The sequence below is a fragment of the Burkholderia stagnalis genome (assembly GCF_039848545.1).
GTDB classification, from domain to species: Bacteria; Pseudomonadota; Gammaproteobacteria; order Burkholderiales; family Burkholderiaceae; genus Burkholderia; species Burkholderia stagnalis.
Map to the genome: position 1 here is coordinate 3361041 of NZ_CP156685.1, position 16177 is coordinate 3377217.

Below are 16177 nucleotides of genomic sequence, written 5' to 3' on the forward strand. Positions count from 1 at the left end.
CCGGTGTAGCATCTCGGCCGATGAAAGCTATTCTTAATCGGGATTTCCTGGCGCTGATCCTGAGCGTCGCCGTCGTCGGCCTGGGCACCGGCGCCACCCTCCCCCTCACCGCACTCGCACTGACCGAAGCCGGCCACGGCACCAACGTCGTCGGCATGCTGACGGCCGCGCAAGCCCTCGGCGGCCTCGCGATCGTGCCGTTCGTCACCGCGCTCGCGCGTCACATCGGCTCGCGCCGCGCGATCGTCGTGTCGGTCGTGCTGCTCGCAGCGGCCACCGCGCTGATGCAGTTCACGTCGAATCTGATCCTGTGGGGCGTGCTGCGCGTGCTGTGCGGCGCCGCACTGATGCTGCTGTTCACGATCGGCGAGGCCTGGGTCAACCAGCTCGCCGACGATTCGACGCGCGGCCGCGTCGTCGCGATCTACGCGACCAATTTCACGCTGTTCCAGATGGCGGGCCCGGTGCTCGTCAGCCAGATCGCGGGTGCGACGAGCATCCGCTTCGCGCTGTGCGGCGCACTGTTCCTGCTCGCGCTGCCGACGCTCGCGACGATCCGGCGCGCGCCGCTCGCCGGCGACGACGCGCATCACGAGGCGCACGATCGCTGGCTCGACGTGCTGCCGCGCATGCCCGCGCTGATCATCGGCACCGGCTTCTTCGCGCTGTTCGACACGCTCGCGCTGTCGCTGCTGCCGCTCTACGCGATGGATCGCGGCGTCGCGAGCGCGACCGCCGTGCTGCTCGCGTCGATCATGCTGTTCGGCGATACCGCGATGCAGTTCCCGATCGGCTGGCTCGCGGACAAGCTCGGCCGCGAACGCGTGCACCTCGGCGCCGGCTGGATCGTGCTGGCCGGCCTGCCGCTGCTGCCGTTCGTGATCACGAATCCGTGGCTGTGCTGGCCGCTGCTGTTCGTACTCGGCGCGGCGGCCGGCAGCATCTATACGCTGTCGCTCGTCGCATGCGGCGAGCGCTTCCGCGGCGCCGCGCTCGTCACTGCGAGCTCGCTCGTGTCGGCGTCGTGGAGCGCCGCGAGCTTCGGCGGCCCGCTCGTGGCGGGCGCGTTGATGGAGCAATTGGGCAGCAATGCGCTGGTCGGCGTGCTGGTCGTCTGCGTCGCGGCGTTCGTCGCGGCCGCGCTGTGGGAACGTCGCGCCGCGCTGCAACGCGCGGTCTGACGCCGGCGCCGTCGCCGGCGCTCACCGTGACGCGCGTGCGTGACGCCATACGTCCGCGCACACGCACCGCCGCCCGCCGGTACAACGAAAACGGCCCGCGCAATGCGGGCCGCCCTGTCCTTCCGGATTGCGCGTGACTTGTCGCGCCATCGCGCCGTCGCGCGTTACGCGCTCCGCGCCGGCAGGATCTTGCCGGCGCACGTGCCGAAGCCGACGCGATAGCCGTCGCCCTGGCACCAGCCGCCGAGCGTGAGCTCGTCGCCGTCCTCGATGAACGCGCGGCTGCCGCCGCCCGTCAGCGCGACCGGCTCCTTGCCGTTCCACGTCAGTTCGAGCAGGCTGCCGAACGAATCCTTGGTCGGCCCGCTGATCGTGCCCGAGCCCATCAGGTCGCCCACCCGCGTGTTGCAGCCCGATACCGTGTGATGCGCGAGCTGCTGCGCCATCGTCCAGTACATGTGCTTGAAGTTGGTGCGGCAGATCGTCGTCGCGTCGGCCGCGCCGTCGGCGCGCAGCGTCACTTCGAGCGTGATGTCGAAACCGTGCGCGCCTGCATGCCGCAGATACGCGAGCGGCTGCGGCGACTGCTCGGGCTGCGCGGTGCGGAACGGCTCGAGCGCGTCGAGCGTGACGATCCACGGCGAGATCGTCGTCGCAAAGGTCTTCGCGTTGAACGGCCCGAGCGGCACGTATTCCCACTGCTGGATGTCGCGCGCGCTCCAGTCGTTCAGCAGCACCATGCCGAAGATGTGCGCCTCGGCATCCTCGCACGCGATCGGCTCGCCGAGCGCGTTGCCGCGGCCGACGATGAAGCCCGTCTCCAGCTCGATGTCGAGCTTGCGGCATGCGCCGAACACCGGGCGCTCCTGGTCGGGCAGCTTCAGCTGCCCGCTCGGCCGACGCACCGGCGTGCCGCTGACCACCACCGACGACGCGCGGCCGTTGTAGCCGATCGGCATCTCCGACCAGTTCGGCAGCAGCGCGTTCTTCGGATCGCGGAACATCGAGCCGACGTTGGTCGCATGCTCCTTCGACGAATAGAAATCCGTATAGCCGGGGATGTCGACCGGCAGATGCAGCGTCGCGTCGCGCTGCGGCACGAGCACTTGCGCGCGCAGCGCCGCGTCGTCGCGCAGCCGCGCGGCGTCGCGCGCGAACAGCGCGCTCAATTGCACGCGCACGCCGCGCCATGCGTCGCGGCCGAGCGCGATGAACGCATTCAGCGTCGGCAGCGCGAACACGTCGCCGGCGCCGGCCGGCAGCGTCACGAGGCCCGCGCGCGCGAGCGCCGCGAGGTCGACGATCTGGTCGCCGAGCGCGACGCCCGCGCGGCGCGCCGTCTGCTTCGCATCGCTGAAGATGCCGAACGGCAGGTTCTGGATCGGGAAGTCGCACGCGGGTTCGTTCGCCGTGTCGACCCAGCTCTTGCGGGCCGGGTCGAGCGTCGCGCGCAGTTCAGGGGACATGCTCATCGTTGCTCCGGAGTGAAGTGTTTCTGGATGCCTTGCCAGCATTCGAAGTAGTCGGCCTGCAACTGCGCGGTGTCGAGCGCGAAGCGCGTCGGCCGGATCAGCGTGCGGGTCTCGAACATGAACGCCATCGTGTCGTCGACCTTGTGCGGCTTCGTCGTGTCGCTCGCCGACGCCTTATCGAACGTGTCGGCGTCCGGCCCGTGGCCCGCCATGCAGTTGTGCAGGCTCGCTCCGCCCGGCACGAAGCCTTCGGCCTTCGCGTCGTATGCGCCGTGCACGAGACCCATGAATTCGCTCGCGACGTTGCGGTGGAACCAGGGCGGGCGGAACGTGTCCTCGGCCGCGAGCCAGCGCGGCGGGAAGATCACGAAGTCGATCGCATCGACGCCCGGCGTGTCGCTGGTCGAATGCAGCACGAGGAAGATCGACGGATCGGGATGGTCGTAGCTGATCGAGCCGATCGTGTTGAACAGGCGCAGGTCGTATTTGTACGGCGCATAGTTGCCGTGCCACGCGACGACGTCGAGCGGCGAATGGCCGATGTCCGCGCGCCACAGGCGCCCGTTCAGCTTCGTGACCAGTTCGAATGCGCCTTCGCGATCTTCATACGCGGCCTGCGGCGTCAGGAAGTCGCGCGGGTTCGCGAGGCCGTTCGAGCCGATCGGGCCGAGATCCGGCAGCCGCAGCAGCGCGCCGAAGTTCTCGCAGATGTAGCCGCGCGCGTGACCGTCGGGCAGCGCAACCGTGAAGCGCACGCCGCGCGGGATCACCGCGATCTCGAACGGCTCGACGTCGAGCCGGCCGAGTTCGGTCGCGATATGCAGGCGCCCCTGCTGCGGGACGATCAGCAGCTCGCCGTCGGTGTTGTAGAAGAAGCGGTCCTGCATCGAGCGGTTCGCCGCATACAGGTGGATCGCGCAGCCGTTCATCGCGGCGGCCGACCCGTTGCCGGCCATCGTCACCCAGCCCTCGACGAAATCGACCGGCTCGACCGGCATCGGCAGCGGGTTCCAGCGCAGCTGGTTCGGCGGTGTCGGCGGCACGTCGGCCGAATCGCCGAACTCCGACACGAGCCGCTGCGGGCCGCCGAACGGCTCGAACGGCCGGTGCACGGCCGCCGGGCGGATCCGGTACAGCCAGGAGCGGCGGTTGTGGCTGCGCGGCGCGGTGAACGCGGTGCCCGACAGCTGCTCCGCATAGAGCCCGTACGGCGCGCGCTGCGGCGAGTTGCGGCCGTGCGGCAGCGCGCCCGGCAGCGCCTCGGTCGCGAATTCGTTCGCGAATCCGCTCAGGTAGCCGGCAGTCGCCGGTGTCGACAGGTCAAGCGTCATCGTTTCAGTTCTCCCTCGATTCAGACGGCGCGCGGTGTCTCGGCACCGCGCCGCCGCGTCACGTTTGCAAGCCCGAGCACGAACAGCGCCGAACACAGCACCGGCACCGCCGCCGCATGGAACAGCGCGTCGTTCGACCAGTTCAGCGCGATCAGCTGCCCGCCGACGAGCGGCCCGAGCACCGAGCCGATCCGGCCGATGCCGAGGCTCCAGCCGATGCCCGTCGAGCGCAGCGAGGTCGGGTAGTACTGGCCCGCGAGCGCGTTCACGGCCGGCTGCCCGCCCACCACGCAGAAGCCGCCCGCGAACACGACGAGCAGCAGCCACGGCAGCGCGTGCGCGACCGAGCCGATCAGCCCGACCGACACCGCCGCGCCCGCGAAGCACGCGAACAGCACGCGCACGAAACCGTAGCGCTCGATAAACCAGCCGAGCGACAGCGTGCCGATCACGCCGCCCGTCTGCAGCACGGTGCCGACGATCACCGCGGTGCCCGGGGCGTAGCCCGCGTCGCGCATCACGGTCGGCAGCCAGTTCGACAGGAAATACAGGTCGATCAGGTTCATGAAGCTGATCGACCACAACAGCAGCGTGACCGGCAGCCGGCCGTCGCGGAACAGTTCGGCGACCGGCGCGCCGCTCGGCGCCTGCTCGCGCACGACGAGGCGCGTGCCGGCGTCGATGCCCGCGGCCGGCGCGAAGCGCGCGAGCCAGTCGCGCGCCTGCGCGTCGCGGCCTTTCAGCACCAGGAACTGCAGCGATTCGGGCAGCCGCGCGAGCATCGCGATCGCGAGCACGAGCGGCACCGCGCCGCCGACGAAGAACACCGCGCGCCAGCCGAGCGCGGGAATCAGCGCGGCGCTGATGAAGCCGCCGAGCGCCGCGCCGAGCGTGAAGCCGCACGACACGATCATCATCCGCTTCACGCGATGCGCGGCCGGGCTGAACTCGCCGACCAGCGCCATCGCGTTCGGCATGATGCAGCCGAGGCCGAGGCCCGTGACGAAGCGCAGCGCCATCAGCATCGGGATCGACTTCGCGAACGGCGTCGCGAGCATCGTCAGCGCGAAGAACAGCGTCGCGCCGATCAGCACCGGCCGCCGCCCGATCCGGTCGGCCAGCACCGACAGGCCGAGCGCGCCGAGCAGCATCCCGAACAGGCTCGCGCTGAACACCGGGCCGAGCGCCTGCTTCGGCACGCCCCACTCGGCGATCACGCTCGGCGCGACGTAGCCCATCGCCTGCGCATCGAAGCCGTCGATCACGAGACACAGCCCGCACAGCGCGAGCAGCATCCAGTGAAACGCGGGGCGATGCGTGTCGTCGATCACGCTCTCGACTTCGAGCGAACGTCCCGCGGCCGGCGCGGCGCTCATTGCACGGCCTCCGCGGCCGGATGCGCGGGCGGCGTCACGCCCTGGCGCGCGAGCGCCATCGCCTCGCGCAGCACGTCGGCGTCGCCGATCTGGTTCGCGAGCAGCAGGATCAGCTTCGCGTTGACGAGCTGGCTGTCGCTGTCGGTCAGGTCGCGGTGCATGTCGATCAGCGCTTCGTAGAACGCGTCCGGATCGGCCAGGCGCGGGCGGGTGTCGAGATGGTGAGGCATCACGGGTGTCTCCGATGTGTCGTGGTCGGTCAGGCCGCGCAGGTCGCGCGCGCGAGCGCGTCGCCCACCGCCTGCCGGTCGAGCGCGCGCATCCGCGCGCATACGTGCTGGTCGGGGCGCAGCAGGTAGAACGTGCCGGGCTTCGCGTCGTAGCGTTGCGCGGCGAGGCCGTCGACGTCCTCCACCACGTCGACGCCCGGCGCACCCTGCACGGCCTGCGCCTGCCCGCGCGGCACGACCAGCACCGGCTTCACCGGCAGCGCGAGGCCGGCCACCGCCTGCGCGAGCGCGGGCGCGTCGCCGGGCAGGCCGAACAGCACGCCCGCGAAGCCGTCGCGCAGGTGCTGCAGCAGCCAGCCGGCCGCGCCGTGCGCGCGCACCGGCGCGTCCGCGGCCGCCGCGCCCGGCCGCATCGCGCCCGCAAACGCGTCGCCGCCGCGGTCCGGCGTGTTGAGCGGCGAATCGGCGAGCACCGCCGGCACCGACAGGCGGCCGCTGTTGACGAGCTTGCGCGCGAATTCGCAGTCGCGCGCCAGCTTCAGCGTCGCGTCGCGGAACACGCGCGACACGGGGCTCTTCGGCGTGATGAAGTCGGTCGAGCGCGTCGAGTTGCGGATGTTCTCGTCGGCCGCGAACTCGCGCTCGCTCGCATAGGTGTCGAGCAGCCGGTCGGGGGCCTGGCCGTCCAGCACGAGCTTCAGCTTCCACGCGAGGTTGTCGGCATCCTGCACGCCGCTGTTCGCGCCGCGCGCGCCGAACGGCGACACGCCGTGCGCCGAATCGCCGGCGAACAGCACGCGGCCGTGGCGGAACGCGTCCATCCGCTGGCAGCGGAACGTGTAGACGCTCACCCACTCCAGTTCGAACTCGACGTCCGGGCCGAGCAGCGCGCGCACGCGCGGGATCACGCGCTCGGGCTGCTTCTCGGCAACCGGGTCGGCATCCCAGCCGAGCTGGAAGTCGATGCGCCACACGTTGTCCGGCTGGCGATGCAGCAGCACCGACTGGTTGCGGTGGAACGGCGGATCGAACCAGAACCAGCGCTCGGTCGGGAATTCCGCCTTCATCTTCACGTCGGCGATCAGGAAGCGGTCCTTGAAGGTGCGGCCGTGGCTCTCGAGGCCCATCAGCGTGCGCATCGGGCTGCGCGAGCCGTCCGCGGCGATCACGTAGCGCGCGCGCAGCGTCTCGACGCCCTCGGGCGTCTCGACCGTCACCGTCGCGTGTTCGGGCGTCTGCGCGATGCCCGACACCTTGTGCTTCCAGCGGATGTCGAGGTTCGGCAGCGCGAACGCGCGCTCGGCCAGATAGCCTTCGACGTAGTACTGCTGCAGGTTGATGAACGCCGGGCGCGCGTGGCCCGCCTCGGGCAGCAGGTCGAAGGCATACAGCTGCTCGTCCTGCAGGAACACCTTGCCGACGTGCCAGCTGACGCCCTTGTCGACGAAGCGCTCGCCGCAGCCGAGCCGGTCGAAGATCTCGAGCGTGCGCTTCGCGAAGCAGATCGCGCGCGAGCCGGTGGACAGCGTGTCGTCGTCGTCGAGCAGCACGACCGGCACGCCCTGCTGCGCGAGGTCGATCGCCGCAGCGAGGCCCACCGGGCCCGCGCCGACGACGATCACCGGATGGATCGCCGCATCGCGGCCGGCGTCGCGCTCCGCGCGCGGCCGGTACGCGAACTTCAGGGTCTGGTAATCGATGCTCATGGCTGCCGTCCGTCCGCTCGACCCTGGCTGCAGCGCGACGCCGCGCCCGCCTGCCCCGCCCGTTGCCCGCCGGCGGCCTTCCGGCCTGCCGGACCCGCTTGGTCCATCTGCGACCCACGTTTCCACTCACCCGCCACGTCTCGCTCCTTGCTTCCTGTTGAATCGGGGACAGGACATCGCCGGGCGATGCCCGAATGCGCTTGTTTTGATCGGCGACAAACTCAGGATTTACGAATAGTAAAACCAATTACGTATAGTGAAAACAACGTAAACCCTAGGTCATCGCCCCGGGGACGGGATAACGATATGAGCGATTCGCCGAGCCGAGCCCGGCGGGCGCTGCTACTATCGAGACATGAGGCGGCCGGTTCGGCCGCCGTTTTTCCATTCCGATTCCCGATGATTCCGCCCACCATTCCCGAGCTGGTCACCCGCGCCGGGCAGTTGCCGTTCCTGCGGGATCACGTCGCGCTCGTCGACGGCGGCACCGCCTGCGCGCGGCTGCCCGAGCTGACGCTCAACAGCGCGTATGAACCGATCTACGACGTGACGATGCCGGGCGCGCCGCAGTCGACGTCGTTCGCCGACACGATCGAGCGCTACGGCGACGAGCTGGGTTTCCAGGCGGTCACGCTGGCGACGGGCAACGCGCCCGATCCGTTCGATTCGGCCGCCGACGATCAGGCGCTGGTCGCGGTCGACCGCCTGTCGCGCGCACTGCACGCGATCAATTTCTTCGGCGCGCAGCGCCACGGGCTGCTGTTCCTGCGCGTGCACGAACGTCTGCTGAAGAGCGTGAAATACGATCACGGCAAGCACTTCTCGTCGGTGCTGCAGCGGTTCGGCCTGCCGACGGAGCGGGTCGTGATCGAGCTGCCGGCGGCCGCGGTCGCGCACAAGACGTTCCTCGGCTACCTGACGCGCAGCTACCAGCACCACGGCTTCAAGGTCGCGGACAAGCTGCCCGACCCGGGCCGCATCCTCGCGGTCGAATCGGACATGGCGCGGCCGGACTACATCAAGATGGACGCGGGCATCGCGTTGCGCGACGGGATGGTCAAGGCGCTCGTCGCGTATGCGCAGCGCGCGCGGATTCCGCTGATCTTTGACGGCGTGGTCGACGAAACGCAGTGCGAACTGCTGCGGCAGCACGACGTGCGGTTCATGCAGGGGCCGGTGTTTGCGAAGGTGGTATCGGCTTGACGCGGGGATGAGCGCAGCCGGAGGCCTGTCGCTTCGGGCCGGGCGCTTGCGTGCCGGGTGTCACGCGTCGCCGTCGTCGTGCTTCGGCAGCGTGTCGCCGACCTTGCGAAGGTGGTATCGGCTTGACGAGGGGATGAGCGCAGCCGGAGGCCTGTCGCTTCGGGCCGGGCGCTTGCGTGCCGGGTGTCACGCGTCGCCGTCGTCGTGCTTCGGCAGCGTGTCGCCGATCTTGCAAAGGTGGTATCGGCTTGACGAGGGGATGAGCGGAGCCGGAGGCCTGTCGCTTCGGGCCGGGCGCTCGCCGGCCGGATGTCACGCGTCGCCGTCGTCGTGCTTCGGCAGCGTGTCGCCGATCTTGCGAAGGTGGTATCGGCTTGATGAGGGGATGAGCCGGGCCGGAGGCCTGTCGCTTCGGGCCGGGCGCTTGCCGGCCGGATGTCACGCGTCGCCGTCGTCGTGCTTCGGCAGCGTGTCGCCGATCTCGAGGCCGGGAAACCGGTTCGCATACCAGATGTGCCACGCCGGGCGAATCCTCGATGGATCGTCGAGCGTCGCGTAGTTGATCTCGACCGTTTTCGGCGCATCGCGCAGCCGGTATTCGAGCTGCGCGCCGCATCGGCCGCAGAAGCGCCGCTCGCCCCATGCGCTCGACGCGTACACCACCGGCTCGCCGCGCAGGTAGTCGAACGCGTCGATCGGCACCGAGGCGGACGCGAGCACGGCCGCGCCCGTCGTCTTCTGGCACAGCCGGCAATGACAGAAGCCGGCGTCGGTCGGGATTTGCGTGATCCGGTAACGGATCGCGCCGCAGGCGCAGCCGCCTTCCAGCGTTTCCGGGTGTGACATCGTCGACCTCGTCGTTTTCGCGCGTCGGGCCAACGATGATGAGCGCCGCTCGGCGCGTGCGCAACCGGCGCGTCACGCGCGCCCGGCGCATTTCGCGCTCAGCCGAGCTGCCCCAGCCGTTGCGCGAGCGCCTTCAGGCGCGGCCCGACCTGCGACCGGAACACGTCCTCCCCCATCGACGACGCCGGCCCGCTGCAGCTCAGGATCAGCCAGCGCCCCTCGCGCGGCTCGCGAAACGGCACCGCGGCCGCGTTGACGTCCGCATGCCACGCGCGGAACGAATAGCAGCAGCCGCCCGACGCGAACTCGGCCGCCGCGTCCTGCGCGGCGCGCACGAGCGCGTCGGCGTCGGGCCCCGCGCCGGCGGCCCGGTGCAGCTCCGCGTATAGCGCGCGCCGCGCGTCCTCGGGCTGCACGGCCAGGTACGCGCGCCCCATCGAACTCGTCAGCATCGACAGCCGCGAGCCGGGCGCGAGCCCCAGCGTCAGCGCGGTCTCGCTGCGGATCGTCTCCAGATAGATCATGTCGAGCCCGTCGCGGCAGCCGAGCGACACCGCCGCGCCGATCTCGCGCGCGAGCGCCTGCATGTGCGGCCGCGCGAGGTCGAGCGTGCCCGTGCCGGACAGCAGCGCGTAGCCGAGCGACAGCACGCCGGCGTCGAGCGCGTATTTGCCGAGCGTGTCGTCGTAGCGCAGGTAGCCGAGCACCGTCAGCGTGTACGCGAGCCGGTTCACCGTCGCCTTCGGCAGGCCCGTGCGCTCCGCGAAATCGCGGTTGCCGAGCATCGTCTCGCCGGGACGGAAGGCGCGCAGCAGGTCCAGGCCGCGCGCGAGCGCCACGACGAACTTGCGTTCGTCGATCGGTTGATCGTCAATGGTTGAAGGCGTCATCTGATGCTACACTGGGATCAATTTGCAAAACATTGTTCCGCACAGCGGAACGTTAGTCAAGCGAGGAGATGACACGATGAGCGCTGCAACCTTTCATTGGGACGATCCGCTGCTGCTCGACCAGCAGCTCACCGAGGACGAGCGGATGGTGCGCGACGCCGCGCACGCGTATGCACAGGACAAGCTCGCGCCGCGTGTCACCGAGGCGTTCCGCCACGAACGCACCGATGCCGGGATCTTCCGTGAAATGGGCGAACTCGGCCTGCTCGGCCCGACGATCCCCGAGCAGTATGGCGGCCCGGGCCTCAACTACGTGAGCTACGGCCTGATCGCGCGCGAGGTCGAGCGCATCGATTCGGGCTACCGGTCGATGATGTCGGTGCAGTCGTCGCTCGTGATGGTGCCGATCCATGAATTCGGCTCCGACGCGCAAAAGGAGAAATACCTGCCGAAGCTCGCGACCGGCGAATGGATCGGCTGCTTCGGCCTCACCGAGCCGAACCACGGCTCCGATCCGGGCAGCATGGTCACGCGCGCGAAGAAGGTGCCCGGCGGCTATTCGCTGTCCGGCTCGAAGATGTGGATCACGAACTCGCCGATCGCCGACGTGTTCGTCGTCTGGGCGAAGCTCGAGGAAGACGGCCACGACACGATCCGCGGCTTCATCCTCGAGAAGGGCTGGAAGGGCCTGTCCGCGCCCGTGATCCACGGCAAGGTCGGCCTGCGCGCGTCGATCACCGGCGAGATCGTGCTCGACGAGGTGTTCGTGCCGGAAGAAAACCGCCTGCCGCACGTCGGCGGCCTGCGCGGCCCGTTCACCTGCCTGAACTCGGCGCGCTACGGCATCGCGTGGGGCGCGCTCGGCGCCGCCGAGGCCTGCTGGCACACCGCGCGCCAGTACGTGCTCGACCGCAAGCAGTTCGGCCGGCCGCTCGCCGCGAACCAGCTGATCCAGAAGAAGCTCGCCGACATGCAGACCGAAATCACGCTCGGCCTGCAAGGCGTGCTGCGCCTCGGCCGGATGAAGGACGAAGGCACCGCGGCCGTCGAGATCACGTCGATCATGAAGCGCAATTCGTGCGGCAAGTCGCTCGACATCGCGCGGCTCGCGCGCGACATGCTCGGCGGCAACGGCATCTCGGACGAGTTCTGCGTCGCGCGCCACCTCGTCAACCTCGAAGTGGTCAACACGTACGAAGGCACGCACGACATCCACGCGCTGATCCTCGGCCGCGCGCAAACCGGCATCCAGGCGTTCTTCTGATCGTCCGCGCGTGACGGCACGGCGGTGCGCGGTACGCGCCGCCGAGACAGAAGCAGAAAACAGAAACGGAAACGGCCCGCCCGGCGTCGATGCCGGGCGGGCCGTGCTGCCGATGCGCGAGCGTGCGCTGCGTGCCGTGCTTACTTGTTCGGCTGCGGCGTGAGGCGCAGGTACGGGCGCACCGCGTTGAAGCCCTTCGGGAAGCGCTTCTTCAGCTCTTCCGGATCCTGCAGCGACGGGACGATCACCACGTCGTCGCCGTCCTTCCAGTTGCCCGGCGTCGCGACCTTGTAGTTGTCGGTCAGCTGCAGCGAGTCGATCACGCGCAGCACTTCATCGAAGTTGCGCCCGGTGCTGGCCGGATAGGTGATGATGAGCCGCACCTTCTTGTTCGGATCGATCACGAACAGCGAGCGCACGGTGAGCGTCTCGTTCGCGTTCGGGTGGATCATGTCGTAGAGCTGCGAGACCTTGCGATCCGCGTCCGCGATGATCGGGAAACCGACGACCGTCGACTGCGTGTCGTTGATGTCGTTGATCCAGCCCGCGTGCGATTCGACGCTGTCGACCGACAGCGCGATCACCTTCGCGTTGCGCTTCTCGAACTCGCCCTTCAGCTTCGAGGTCAGCCCGAGTTCCGTCGTGCATACCGGCGTGTAGTCGGCCGGATGGGAAAACAGCACGCCCCAGCCGTCGCCCAGCCACTCGTGAAACTTGATGCGGCCGAGGCTCGAATCCTGCTCGAAATCCGGCGCGATGTCGCCAAGACGCAGACCCATGTTGTTCCCTCCTTGAACTGTGCGTGGTGAAACCCGCGCCACCGGCGCGGGACAGTCGGGTAGCTTACGGGAAGCGGACGGCGGTGCGAACGATTATTCCGTTCGATATTCATACATTTTTATCATTTTTGCGCCGAGCCCCGCCGCGCCGTGAAACTTTTCCTCGCCGTTGTATCTCTTCCCATTCATTACAAATCGTTTACCATGCCATCTCCGCGCAGCAGCCCCGCGCGATCCCGGCTCGCCAGCGGGCACACGTTTCGCTACGATGTGAACCTGCAGCATGACAGCATGAAGGGAGTTGCAATGTCGGAAATCAACAAGGAGAAACTGATGTCGGATATCAAAACCGTTCTCGCGGACGCCGAAGATCTGCTCAAGCAAGCCGCGAGCAGCACGGGCGACCGTGCGGCCGAACTGCGCGAGAAAGCGATGTCGCGCCTGAAGCAGGCGAAGGACAAGGCAGCCGACGTTCAGGTCGTGGTGGTCGAGAAAGGCAAGAAGGCCGCGCGCGCGACGGACGACTACGTGCACGAGCACCCGTGGACGTCGATCGGCGTCGCAGCCGGTGTCGGCGTGCTGATCGGCCTGCTGATCAACCGCAAGTAACGCGCAGCCTGCGCCCTGTCGCCCGGCGCGCCGCCTGACGTGGCGCGCGAGCGCCGAAGCTGACTGGCGGCACGCCGCCGGTCGGCTTTGCCTTAGCCGCTTTCTGCGCGCGCAAGCGCCTCATTCATGACGACAGACACCACCTCGCAGTCCGCCGGCCACGGCCCGCTGCGCCGCTTTGCCGGCTCTGCAATCGGACTGCTGCAAACGCGCCTCGAGCTGGCGGGCATCGAGCTCGCCGAGGAGAAGGAGCGCCTGATGGGCGTGCTGTTCCTCGGCCTCGCCGCGATGATGCTGGCGACGATGGCGCTCATCAGCCTGACCGTGCTCGTCGCGATCGCCTTCTGGGATAGCTATCGCTGGCAATCGCTCGCGGTGATCACCGCGCTGTATGCGTTCGCCGGCATCGGCTGCGCGCTGAAGGCGCGCGCGAACCTGCGCGATGCGCCGATCGTGTTCGAGGCCACGCTGGCCGAGCTCGAGAAAGACCGCGACGTGTTCCGCGGCAAGTCGTGAACGCGCACGCGTTCGTTCCTTTCATTCCACTCGCCGCCGCGCCATGAGCCAGAACGCCACAGGCAATCGTTACCGCCCCGCTTCGTCGCAATCGCGCTTGAGCGCCGCGCAAAATCGCGCGGTCCGCAAGGAATTGCTGATCCTGCGCGCCGAAGTCGAACGGCTGGAGCTCGCGGAGGCCGGCGCGGAAATACGACATTCCTTTTCCCGCTTCCGCTGGCTCAAGGTGCTGGTTCCGGGGTTCGGCAGCGGATCGCTCGGACAGTCCGCGAAGAACCTCAATGCAAGCCTCGGCAACCTCGTCAACCAGTATCCGATGGTGAGTTCGCTGATCTCGCTGGTACTCGCGAAACCCGTGCGCTCGCTGCTGCGCGCGAGTGCGGGCCCGGCACTGAAGTGGGGTTCGCTCGGCTTCGCCGCGTGGGAAATCTACCGGATCCTGAAGGAATCGCGCGACGACGGCGAAGGCGGGGCAGCCGGCGCGGAGTGACGCACGGCTGCGCGCGCAAGACACACAAGACACACAAGACACACAAGACGCACATGATGCGCATGCCGCGCATGCCGCATCACGTCATCGCACGCCCCAGCACCGCGGATCCCATTCGTTCGCACCATCCGGCCGCACATTGCCTTTCGTGCCGTCAGCGCTCAGCGTGAACGCGCCGCATCGGTCGTCGCGCATCGAGCCGCCATCGAGCGGGCTCGCCTCCAGCACATAGGACACGAATGCATCATCGTCCGGACGCCGGATCGCCAGCCGATAGACGGCACGCCCGTCCGACGGCGCATGCGCGAGCGCGTCCGGCAATGCGGGCGGCGCCGCGCCGTCGAGCGTCTCGAGATACTGCGCCGCGCGATACAGCGCGGCCACGGCCGACGCGTGATGCGCTTGCGCGGCTTGCCGGTGGTACGACGGAATCGCGACACCCGTCAGGATCGCGACGATCGCCAGCGCGATCATCAATTCAAGCAACGTGAAGCCGGCCGGCCGACGCACGCGCACTCCACGCATCATCGATGCTGTGCCGCGACGCGGCGCCAGCGTTGCGCGACAATCCGCCCATCGCGCATCACGACCTGCGTCTGCAGCCAGACGGCGCTGGATGCATGGGCCCCGACGCCGCGCGCGGTGACGAGGTATGCCCGCCCGTCAGCGGGCCACGCGAGCGACCATGCCTCGATCAGGCAGCGTGGCGGCCGCGCGGCCATCGGCCATCCGGCAAACGGCGCGAACGCTTCGGGCATCGCCAGCGCAGGCACGCGACGCCATGCATCGGGTTCGGCATCCGACGCCCCGGCGATGAGATAAGGCACCACTCCGCCCTGCCGCAAGCGCGCAACGCAGGCGACGAGTGCCGCATCGGCGGCGTGAAACGCGATCAGGCGGTCCGACAACGCGCGTGTGCGGCGCGCCTCCGTCAATGCGGCTTCGAACCACGTGCCCGTCAGCGCCGCAACGGCCGCGCCGACCGCGACGACGGCCGGCAACGCCATGCCCGCGTCACGGCGCTGGACCATGCCGCGGGTGGGCGTCCATGCACGATGTCGGCCCAGGCTCATCGTGTCGCTCCGAGTGTGCGCCGCCCATCGGGCCGATCGTCGCTGCGATCGTTCGATACGTTCCGCAACGCGACGACGCGATGCAGCGTCAGCCGCGCGCGATGGTCCGGCGCGCTGGATGCAATGCCGTCGCAATCGACATGCCGGCCGCGCTCCCGCATCGGTTCGCCTCGCGCCCGCACGCAGAGATGCACGGCGATCACGTCATGCCAGTCGTCTTCGCGCATCGCGCCGGCGGCGACGAACTGCGTCTCGCCGCGCCGCAGATACCGCACGCGCAGCTGGTCGATTCCGGAAACGACAGGCTGCGCGGTCCCCAGGCGCCCGTTTCCTTCGCAATAGAGTTCGGGCTCGCCCGTCGACGGGCTGACGTGCGCGTCGAAACGGTTCGACACGAGCGGCCGCGCCGCCGGCGCACCCACGCCCTGCCCGAGACAATCCGATACCTGGCCGCTGGCCGTCGGCCACGTCGACACGGCATCGCCGACGTATCGAACCAGCAATGCGTCGGACGACGCCTGCGCGGGTTCGCAGCGCACGTGTTCGTCGCTGCCGCGCACGCGCGCCGCTGCGCAACCGAACAGCGGCGGCAGCGATCGCGGCGCCGCGCCGTCGAGCGGCCGGAAGCCCGCCATCTGAATCTCCTGGCCGATCAGCGTCAATGCGGTGCTTGCGGTATCCCGCATGCGAAAACCGTCCTCGGCCCGGCGCTGCGCGACACGCTGTGCGTGATACAGCGCGCCGACGGCCGCCAGCACGAGCAAGCCGACGGACATCGCGATCAGCATCTCGAGGAGCGTATGCGCTCGCGCGCGACGATCAATGCCCATCGGCCATCACCTCGCGAAACGGAATCCGCACGCACGACGGCGGACGCGCCGACACACCGGCCGCGCCGCATTGCACAGGTGCAGCGGCGTCGCCGTCACGCCAACCGACGATGGCGAGCCGCACGCTACCCGCGCCGCCGTCGAGCTTCATCGCCCCTCCCGGCAACGAAGCCGCGGCGATCGCCGTCATACCCGCTTCCGCGCCGGGTGCCGCGTGCTCGAGTTCGATTCGCGCGTCGGCCAGCCATAACGCGCGTTCACGCCAGATCGTCGTGCGTTGCGCGCGCGCCATCGTGAGCTGGCTGCCGGCCACCGCGAGCGTGATCAACGCGAGCAGCGCGACCGCCACCGTCGCCTCGATCAGCGACGCGCCGCGCATCG

18 protein-coding genes are annotated in these 16177 nt (G+C 69.1%); 6 read left to right on the forward strand and 12 right to left on the reverse strand.

The window, feature by feature from the left end:
* Window positions 1-20: 20 nt before the first annotated feature.
* The gene (locus ABFO07_RS15595) at window positions 21-1181 is read left to right on the forward strand and encodes an MFS transporter (RefSeq protein ID WP_059565304.1); all 1161 of its coding nucleotides are present in this window, start codon (window positions 21-23) and stop codon (window positions 1179-1181) included.
* A 164-nt stretch (window positions 1182-1345) separates the two neighbouring features.
* Here the strand turns inward: ABFO07_RS15595 and fahA are convergent, their stop codons facing one another.
* From fahA to ABFO07_RS15620, 5 genes are read right to left on the reverse strand one after another with little or no spacing between them, the layout of a single operon-like run.
* Window positions 1346-2653, reverse strand: coding sequence for a fumarylacetoacetase (fahA, locus tag ABFO07_RS15600; protein WP_060149180.1), 1308 nt, complete (start codon window positions 2651-2653; stop codon window positions 1346-1348).
* Window positions 2650-3984, reverse strand: a complete 1335-nt coding sequence (gene hmgA, locus ABFO07_RS15605) for a homogentisate 1,2-dioxygenase (RefSeq protein ID WP_347467850.1) — start codon at window positions 3982-3984, stop codon at window positions 2650-2652. Before hmgA ends, fahA begins: the two co-directional genes overlap by 4 nt.
* 20 nt (window positions 3985-4004) lie before the next feature.
* The gene (locus ABFO07_RS15610) at window positions 4005-5360 is read right to left on the reverse strand and encodes an MFS transporter (protein WP_059889819.1); all 1356 of its coding nucleotides are present in this window, start codon (window positions 5358-5360) and stop codon (window positions 4005-4007) included.
* Window positions 5357-5590: a DUF2783 domain-containing protein gene (locus tag ABFO07_RS15615; RefSeq protein WP_059565300.1), complete on the reverse strand. Its 234-nt coding sequence runs from the start codon at window positions 5588-5590 to the stop codon at window positions 5357-5359. Before ABFO07_RS15615 ends, ABFO07_RS15610 begins: the two co-directional genes overlap by 4 nt.
* A gap of 29 nt (window positions 5591-5619) precedes the next feature.
* Window positions 5620-7296: an FAD-dependent oxidoreductase gene (locus ABFO07_RS15620; protein WP_059909638.1), complete on the reverse strand. Its 1677-nt coding sequence runs from the start codon at window positions 7294-7296 to the stop codon at window positions 5620-5622.
* Window positions 7297-7695: 399 nt separating this feature from the next.
* On the opposite strand from ABFO07_RS15620, the gene ABFO07_RS15625 reads away from it, so the two are divergent.
* Window positions 7696-8499, forward strand: a complete 804-nt coding sequence (locus ABFO07_RS15625; protein WP_059565298.1) for an EAL domain-containing protein — start codon at window positions 7696-7698, stop codon at window positions 8497-8499.
* 438 nt (window positions 8500-8937) lie between these two features.
* On the opposite strand, the gene ABFO07_RS15630 is transcribed toward ABFO07_RS15625, so the two are convergent.
* Both ABFO07_RS15630 and ABFO07_RS15635 read right to left on the reverse strand, forming a co-directional pair.
* Entirely contained in the window at window positions 8938-9345 is a 408-nt protein-coding gene (locus ABFO07_RS15630; RefSeq protein ID WP_060014086.1) for a GFA family protein, read from the reverse strand.
* Between the two features lie 98 nt (window positions 9346-9443).
* Window positions 9444-10235, reverse strand: a complete 792-nt coding sequence (locus ABFO07_RS15635) for an IclR family transcriptional regulator (protein ID WP_059565296.1) — start codon at window positions 10233-10235, stop codon at window positions 9444-9446.
* Window positions 10236-10311: 76 nt separating this feature from the next.
* Here ABFO07_RS15635 and ABFO07_RS15640 point away from each other — a divergent pair, with 76 nt between their 5' ends.
* A complete protein-coding gene (locus ABFO07_RS15640) occupies window positions 10312-11499 on the forward strand; it encodes an acyl-CoA dehydrogenase (protein WP_017333313.1) in 1188 nt (395 codons plus the stop codon).
* 140 nt (window positions 11500-11639) lie between these two features.
* Here the strand turns inward: ABFO07_RS15640 and ABFO07_RS15645 are convergent, their stop codons facing one another.
* A complete protein-coding gene (locus ABFO07_RS15645) occupies window positions 11640-12278 on the reverse strand; it encodes a peroxiredoxin (protein ID WP_059565295.1) in 639 nt (212 codons plus the stop codon).
* A gap of 306 nt (window positions 12279-12584) precedes the next feature.
* Between ABFO07_RS15645 and ABFO07_RS15650 the strand changes: the two genes are divergently transcribed.
* The 3 genes from ABFO07_RS15650 to ABFO07_RS15660 all read left to right on the forward strand — a co-directional run bounded on the left by ABFO07_RS15650 (window position 12585) and on the right by ABFO07_RS15660 (window position 13893).
* Window positions 12585-12887, forward strand: a complete 303-nt coding sequence (locus tag ABFO07_RS15650; RefSeq protein WP_026044969.1) for a DUF883 family protein — start codon at window positions 12585-12587, stop codon at window positions 12885-12887.
* Window positions 12888-13013: 126 nt separating this feature from the next.
* Window positions 13014-13403 (forward strand): phage holin family protein, encoded by a 390-nt coding sequence (locus tag ABFO07_RS15655; RefSeq protein WP_059565294.1) that lies wholly within the window; start codon window positions 13014-13016, stop codon window positions 13401-13403.
* 43 nt (window positions 13404-13446) lie between these two features.
* A complete protein-coding gene (locus tag ABFO07_RS15660; RefSeq protein WP_060292051.1) occupies window positions 13447-13893 on the forward strand; it encodes a DUF3318 domain-containing protein in 447 nt (148 codons plus the stop codon).
* An 84-nt stretch (window positions 13894-13977) separates the two neighbouring features.
* Here ABFO07_RS15660 and ABFO07_RS15665 read toward each other — a convergent pair whose 3' ends face one another.
* From ABFO07_RS15665 to ABFO07_RS15680, 4 genes are read right to left on the reverse strand one after another with little or no spacing between them, the layout of a single operon-like run.
* Entirely contained in the window at window positions 13978-14403 is a 426-nt protein-coding gene (locus ABFO07_RS15665) for a type IV pilin protein (RefSeq protein WP_060014157.1), read from the reverse strand.
* 14 nt (window positions 14404-14417) lie between these two features.
* Window positions 14418-14924 carry a pilus assembly PilX family protein gene (locus ABFO07_RS15670; RefSeq protein WP_124481332.1) on the reverse strand — a complete coding sequence of 169 codons (507 nt, stop codon included), beginning with the start codon at window positions 14922-14924 and terminating at the stop codon, window positions 14418-14420.
* 38 nt (window positions 14925-14962) lie between these two features.
* Entirely contained in the window at window positions 14963-15796 is an 834-nt protein-coding gene (locus ABFO07_RS15675) for a PilW family protein (protein WP_347467855.1), read from the reverse strand.
* Window positions 15786-16175: a type IV pilus modification PilV family protein gene (locus ABFO07_RS15680; protein WP_059882686.1), complete on the reverse strand. Its 390-nt coding sequence runs from the start codon at window positions 16173-16175 to the stop codon at window positions 15786-15788. Before ABFO07_RS15680 ends, ABFO07_RS15675 begins: the two co-directional genes overlap by 11 nt.
* Between the last annotated feature and the right edge of the window lie 2 nt (window positions 16176-16177).

Bases quoted from the DNA above. Each gene is read 5' to 3' on its own strand.
- ABFO07_RS15595 (WP_059565304.1), top strand. From the start codon at position 21: ATGAAAGCTATTCTTAATCGGGATTTCCTGGCGCTGATCCTGAGCGTC.
- fahA (WP_060149180.1), bottom strand. From the start codon at position 2,653: ATGAGCATGTCCCCTGAACTGCGCGCGACGCTCGACCCGGCCCGCAAG.
- hmgA (WP_347467850.1), bottom strand. From the start codon at position 3,984: ATGACGCTTGACCTGTCGACACCGGCGACTGCCGGCTACCTGAGCGGA.
- ABFO07_RS15610 (WP_059889819.1), bottom strand. From the start codon at position 5,360: ATGAGCGCCGCGCCGGCCGCGGGACGTTCGCTCGAAGTCGAGAGCGTG.
- ABFO07_RS15615 (WP_059565300.1), bottom strand. From the start codon at position 5,590: ATGCCTCACCATCTCGACACCCGCCCGCGCCTGGCCGATCCGGACGCG.
- ABFO07_RS15620 (WP_059909638.1), bottom strand. From the start codon at position 7,296: ATGAGCATCGATTACCAGACCCTGAAGTTCGCGTACCGGCCGCGCGCG.
- ABFO07_RS15625 (WP_059565298.1), top strand. From the start codon at position 7,696: ATGATTCCGCCCACCATTCCCGAGCTGGTCACCCGCGCCGGGCAGTTG.
- ABFO07_RS15630 (WP_060014086.1), bottom strand. From the start codon at position 9,345: ATGTCACACCCGGAAACGCTGGAAGGCGGCTGCGCCTGCGGCGCGATC.
- ABFO07_RS15635 (WP_059565296.1), bottom strand. From the start codon at position 10,235: ATGACGCCTTCAACCATTGACGATCAACCGATCGACGAACGCAAGTTC.
- ABFO07_RS15640 (WP_017333313.1), top strand. From the start codon at position 10,312: ATGAGCGCTGCAACCTTTCATTGGGACGATCCGCTGCTGCTCGACCAG.
- ABFO07_RS15645 (WP_059565295.1), bottom strand. From the start codon at position 12,278: ATGGGTCTGCGTCTTGGCGACATCGCGCCGGATTTCGAGCAGGATTCG.
- ABFO07_RS15650 (WP_026044969.1), top strand. From the start codon at position 12,585: ATGTCGGAAATCAACAAGGAGAAACTGATGTCGGATATCAAAACCGTT.
- ABFO07_RS15655 (WP_059565294.1), top strand. From the start codon at position 13,014: ATGACGACAGACACCACCTCGCAGTCCGCCGGCCACGGCCCGCTGCGC.
- ABFO07_RS15660 (WP_060292051.1), top strand. From the start codon at position 13,447: ATGAGCCAGAACGCCACAGGCAATCGTTACCGCCCCGCTTCGTCGCAA.
- ABFO07_RS15670 (WP_124481332.1), bottom strand. From the start codon at position 14,924: ATGGTCCAGCGCCGTGACGCGGGCATGGCGTTGCCGGCCGTCGTCGCG.
- ABFO07_RS15675 (WP_347467855.1), bottom strand. From the start codon at position 15,796: ATGGGCATTGATCGTCGCGCGCGAGCGCATACGCTCCTCGAGATGCTG.
- ABFO07_RS15680 (WP_059882686.1), bottom strand. From the start codon at position 16,175: ATGCGCGGCGCGTCGCTGATCGAGGCGACGGTGGCGGTCGCGCTGCTC.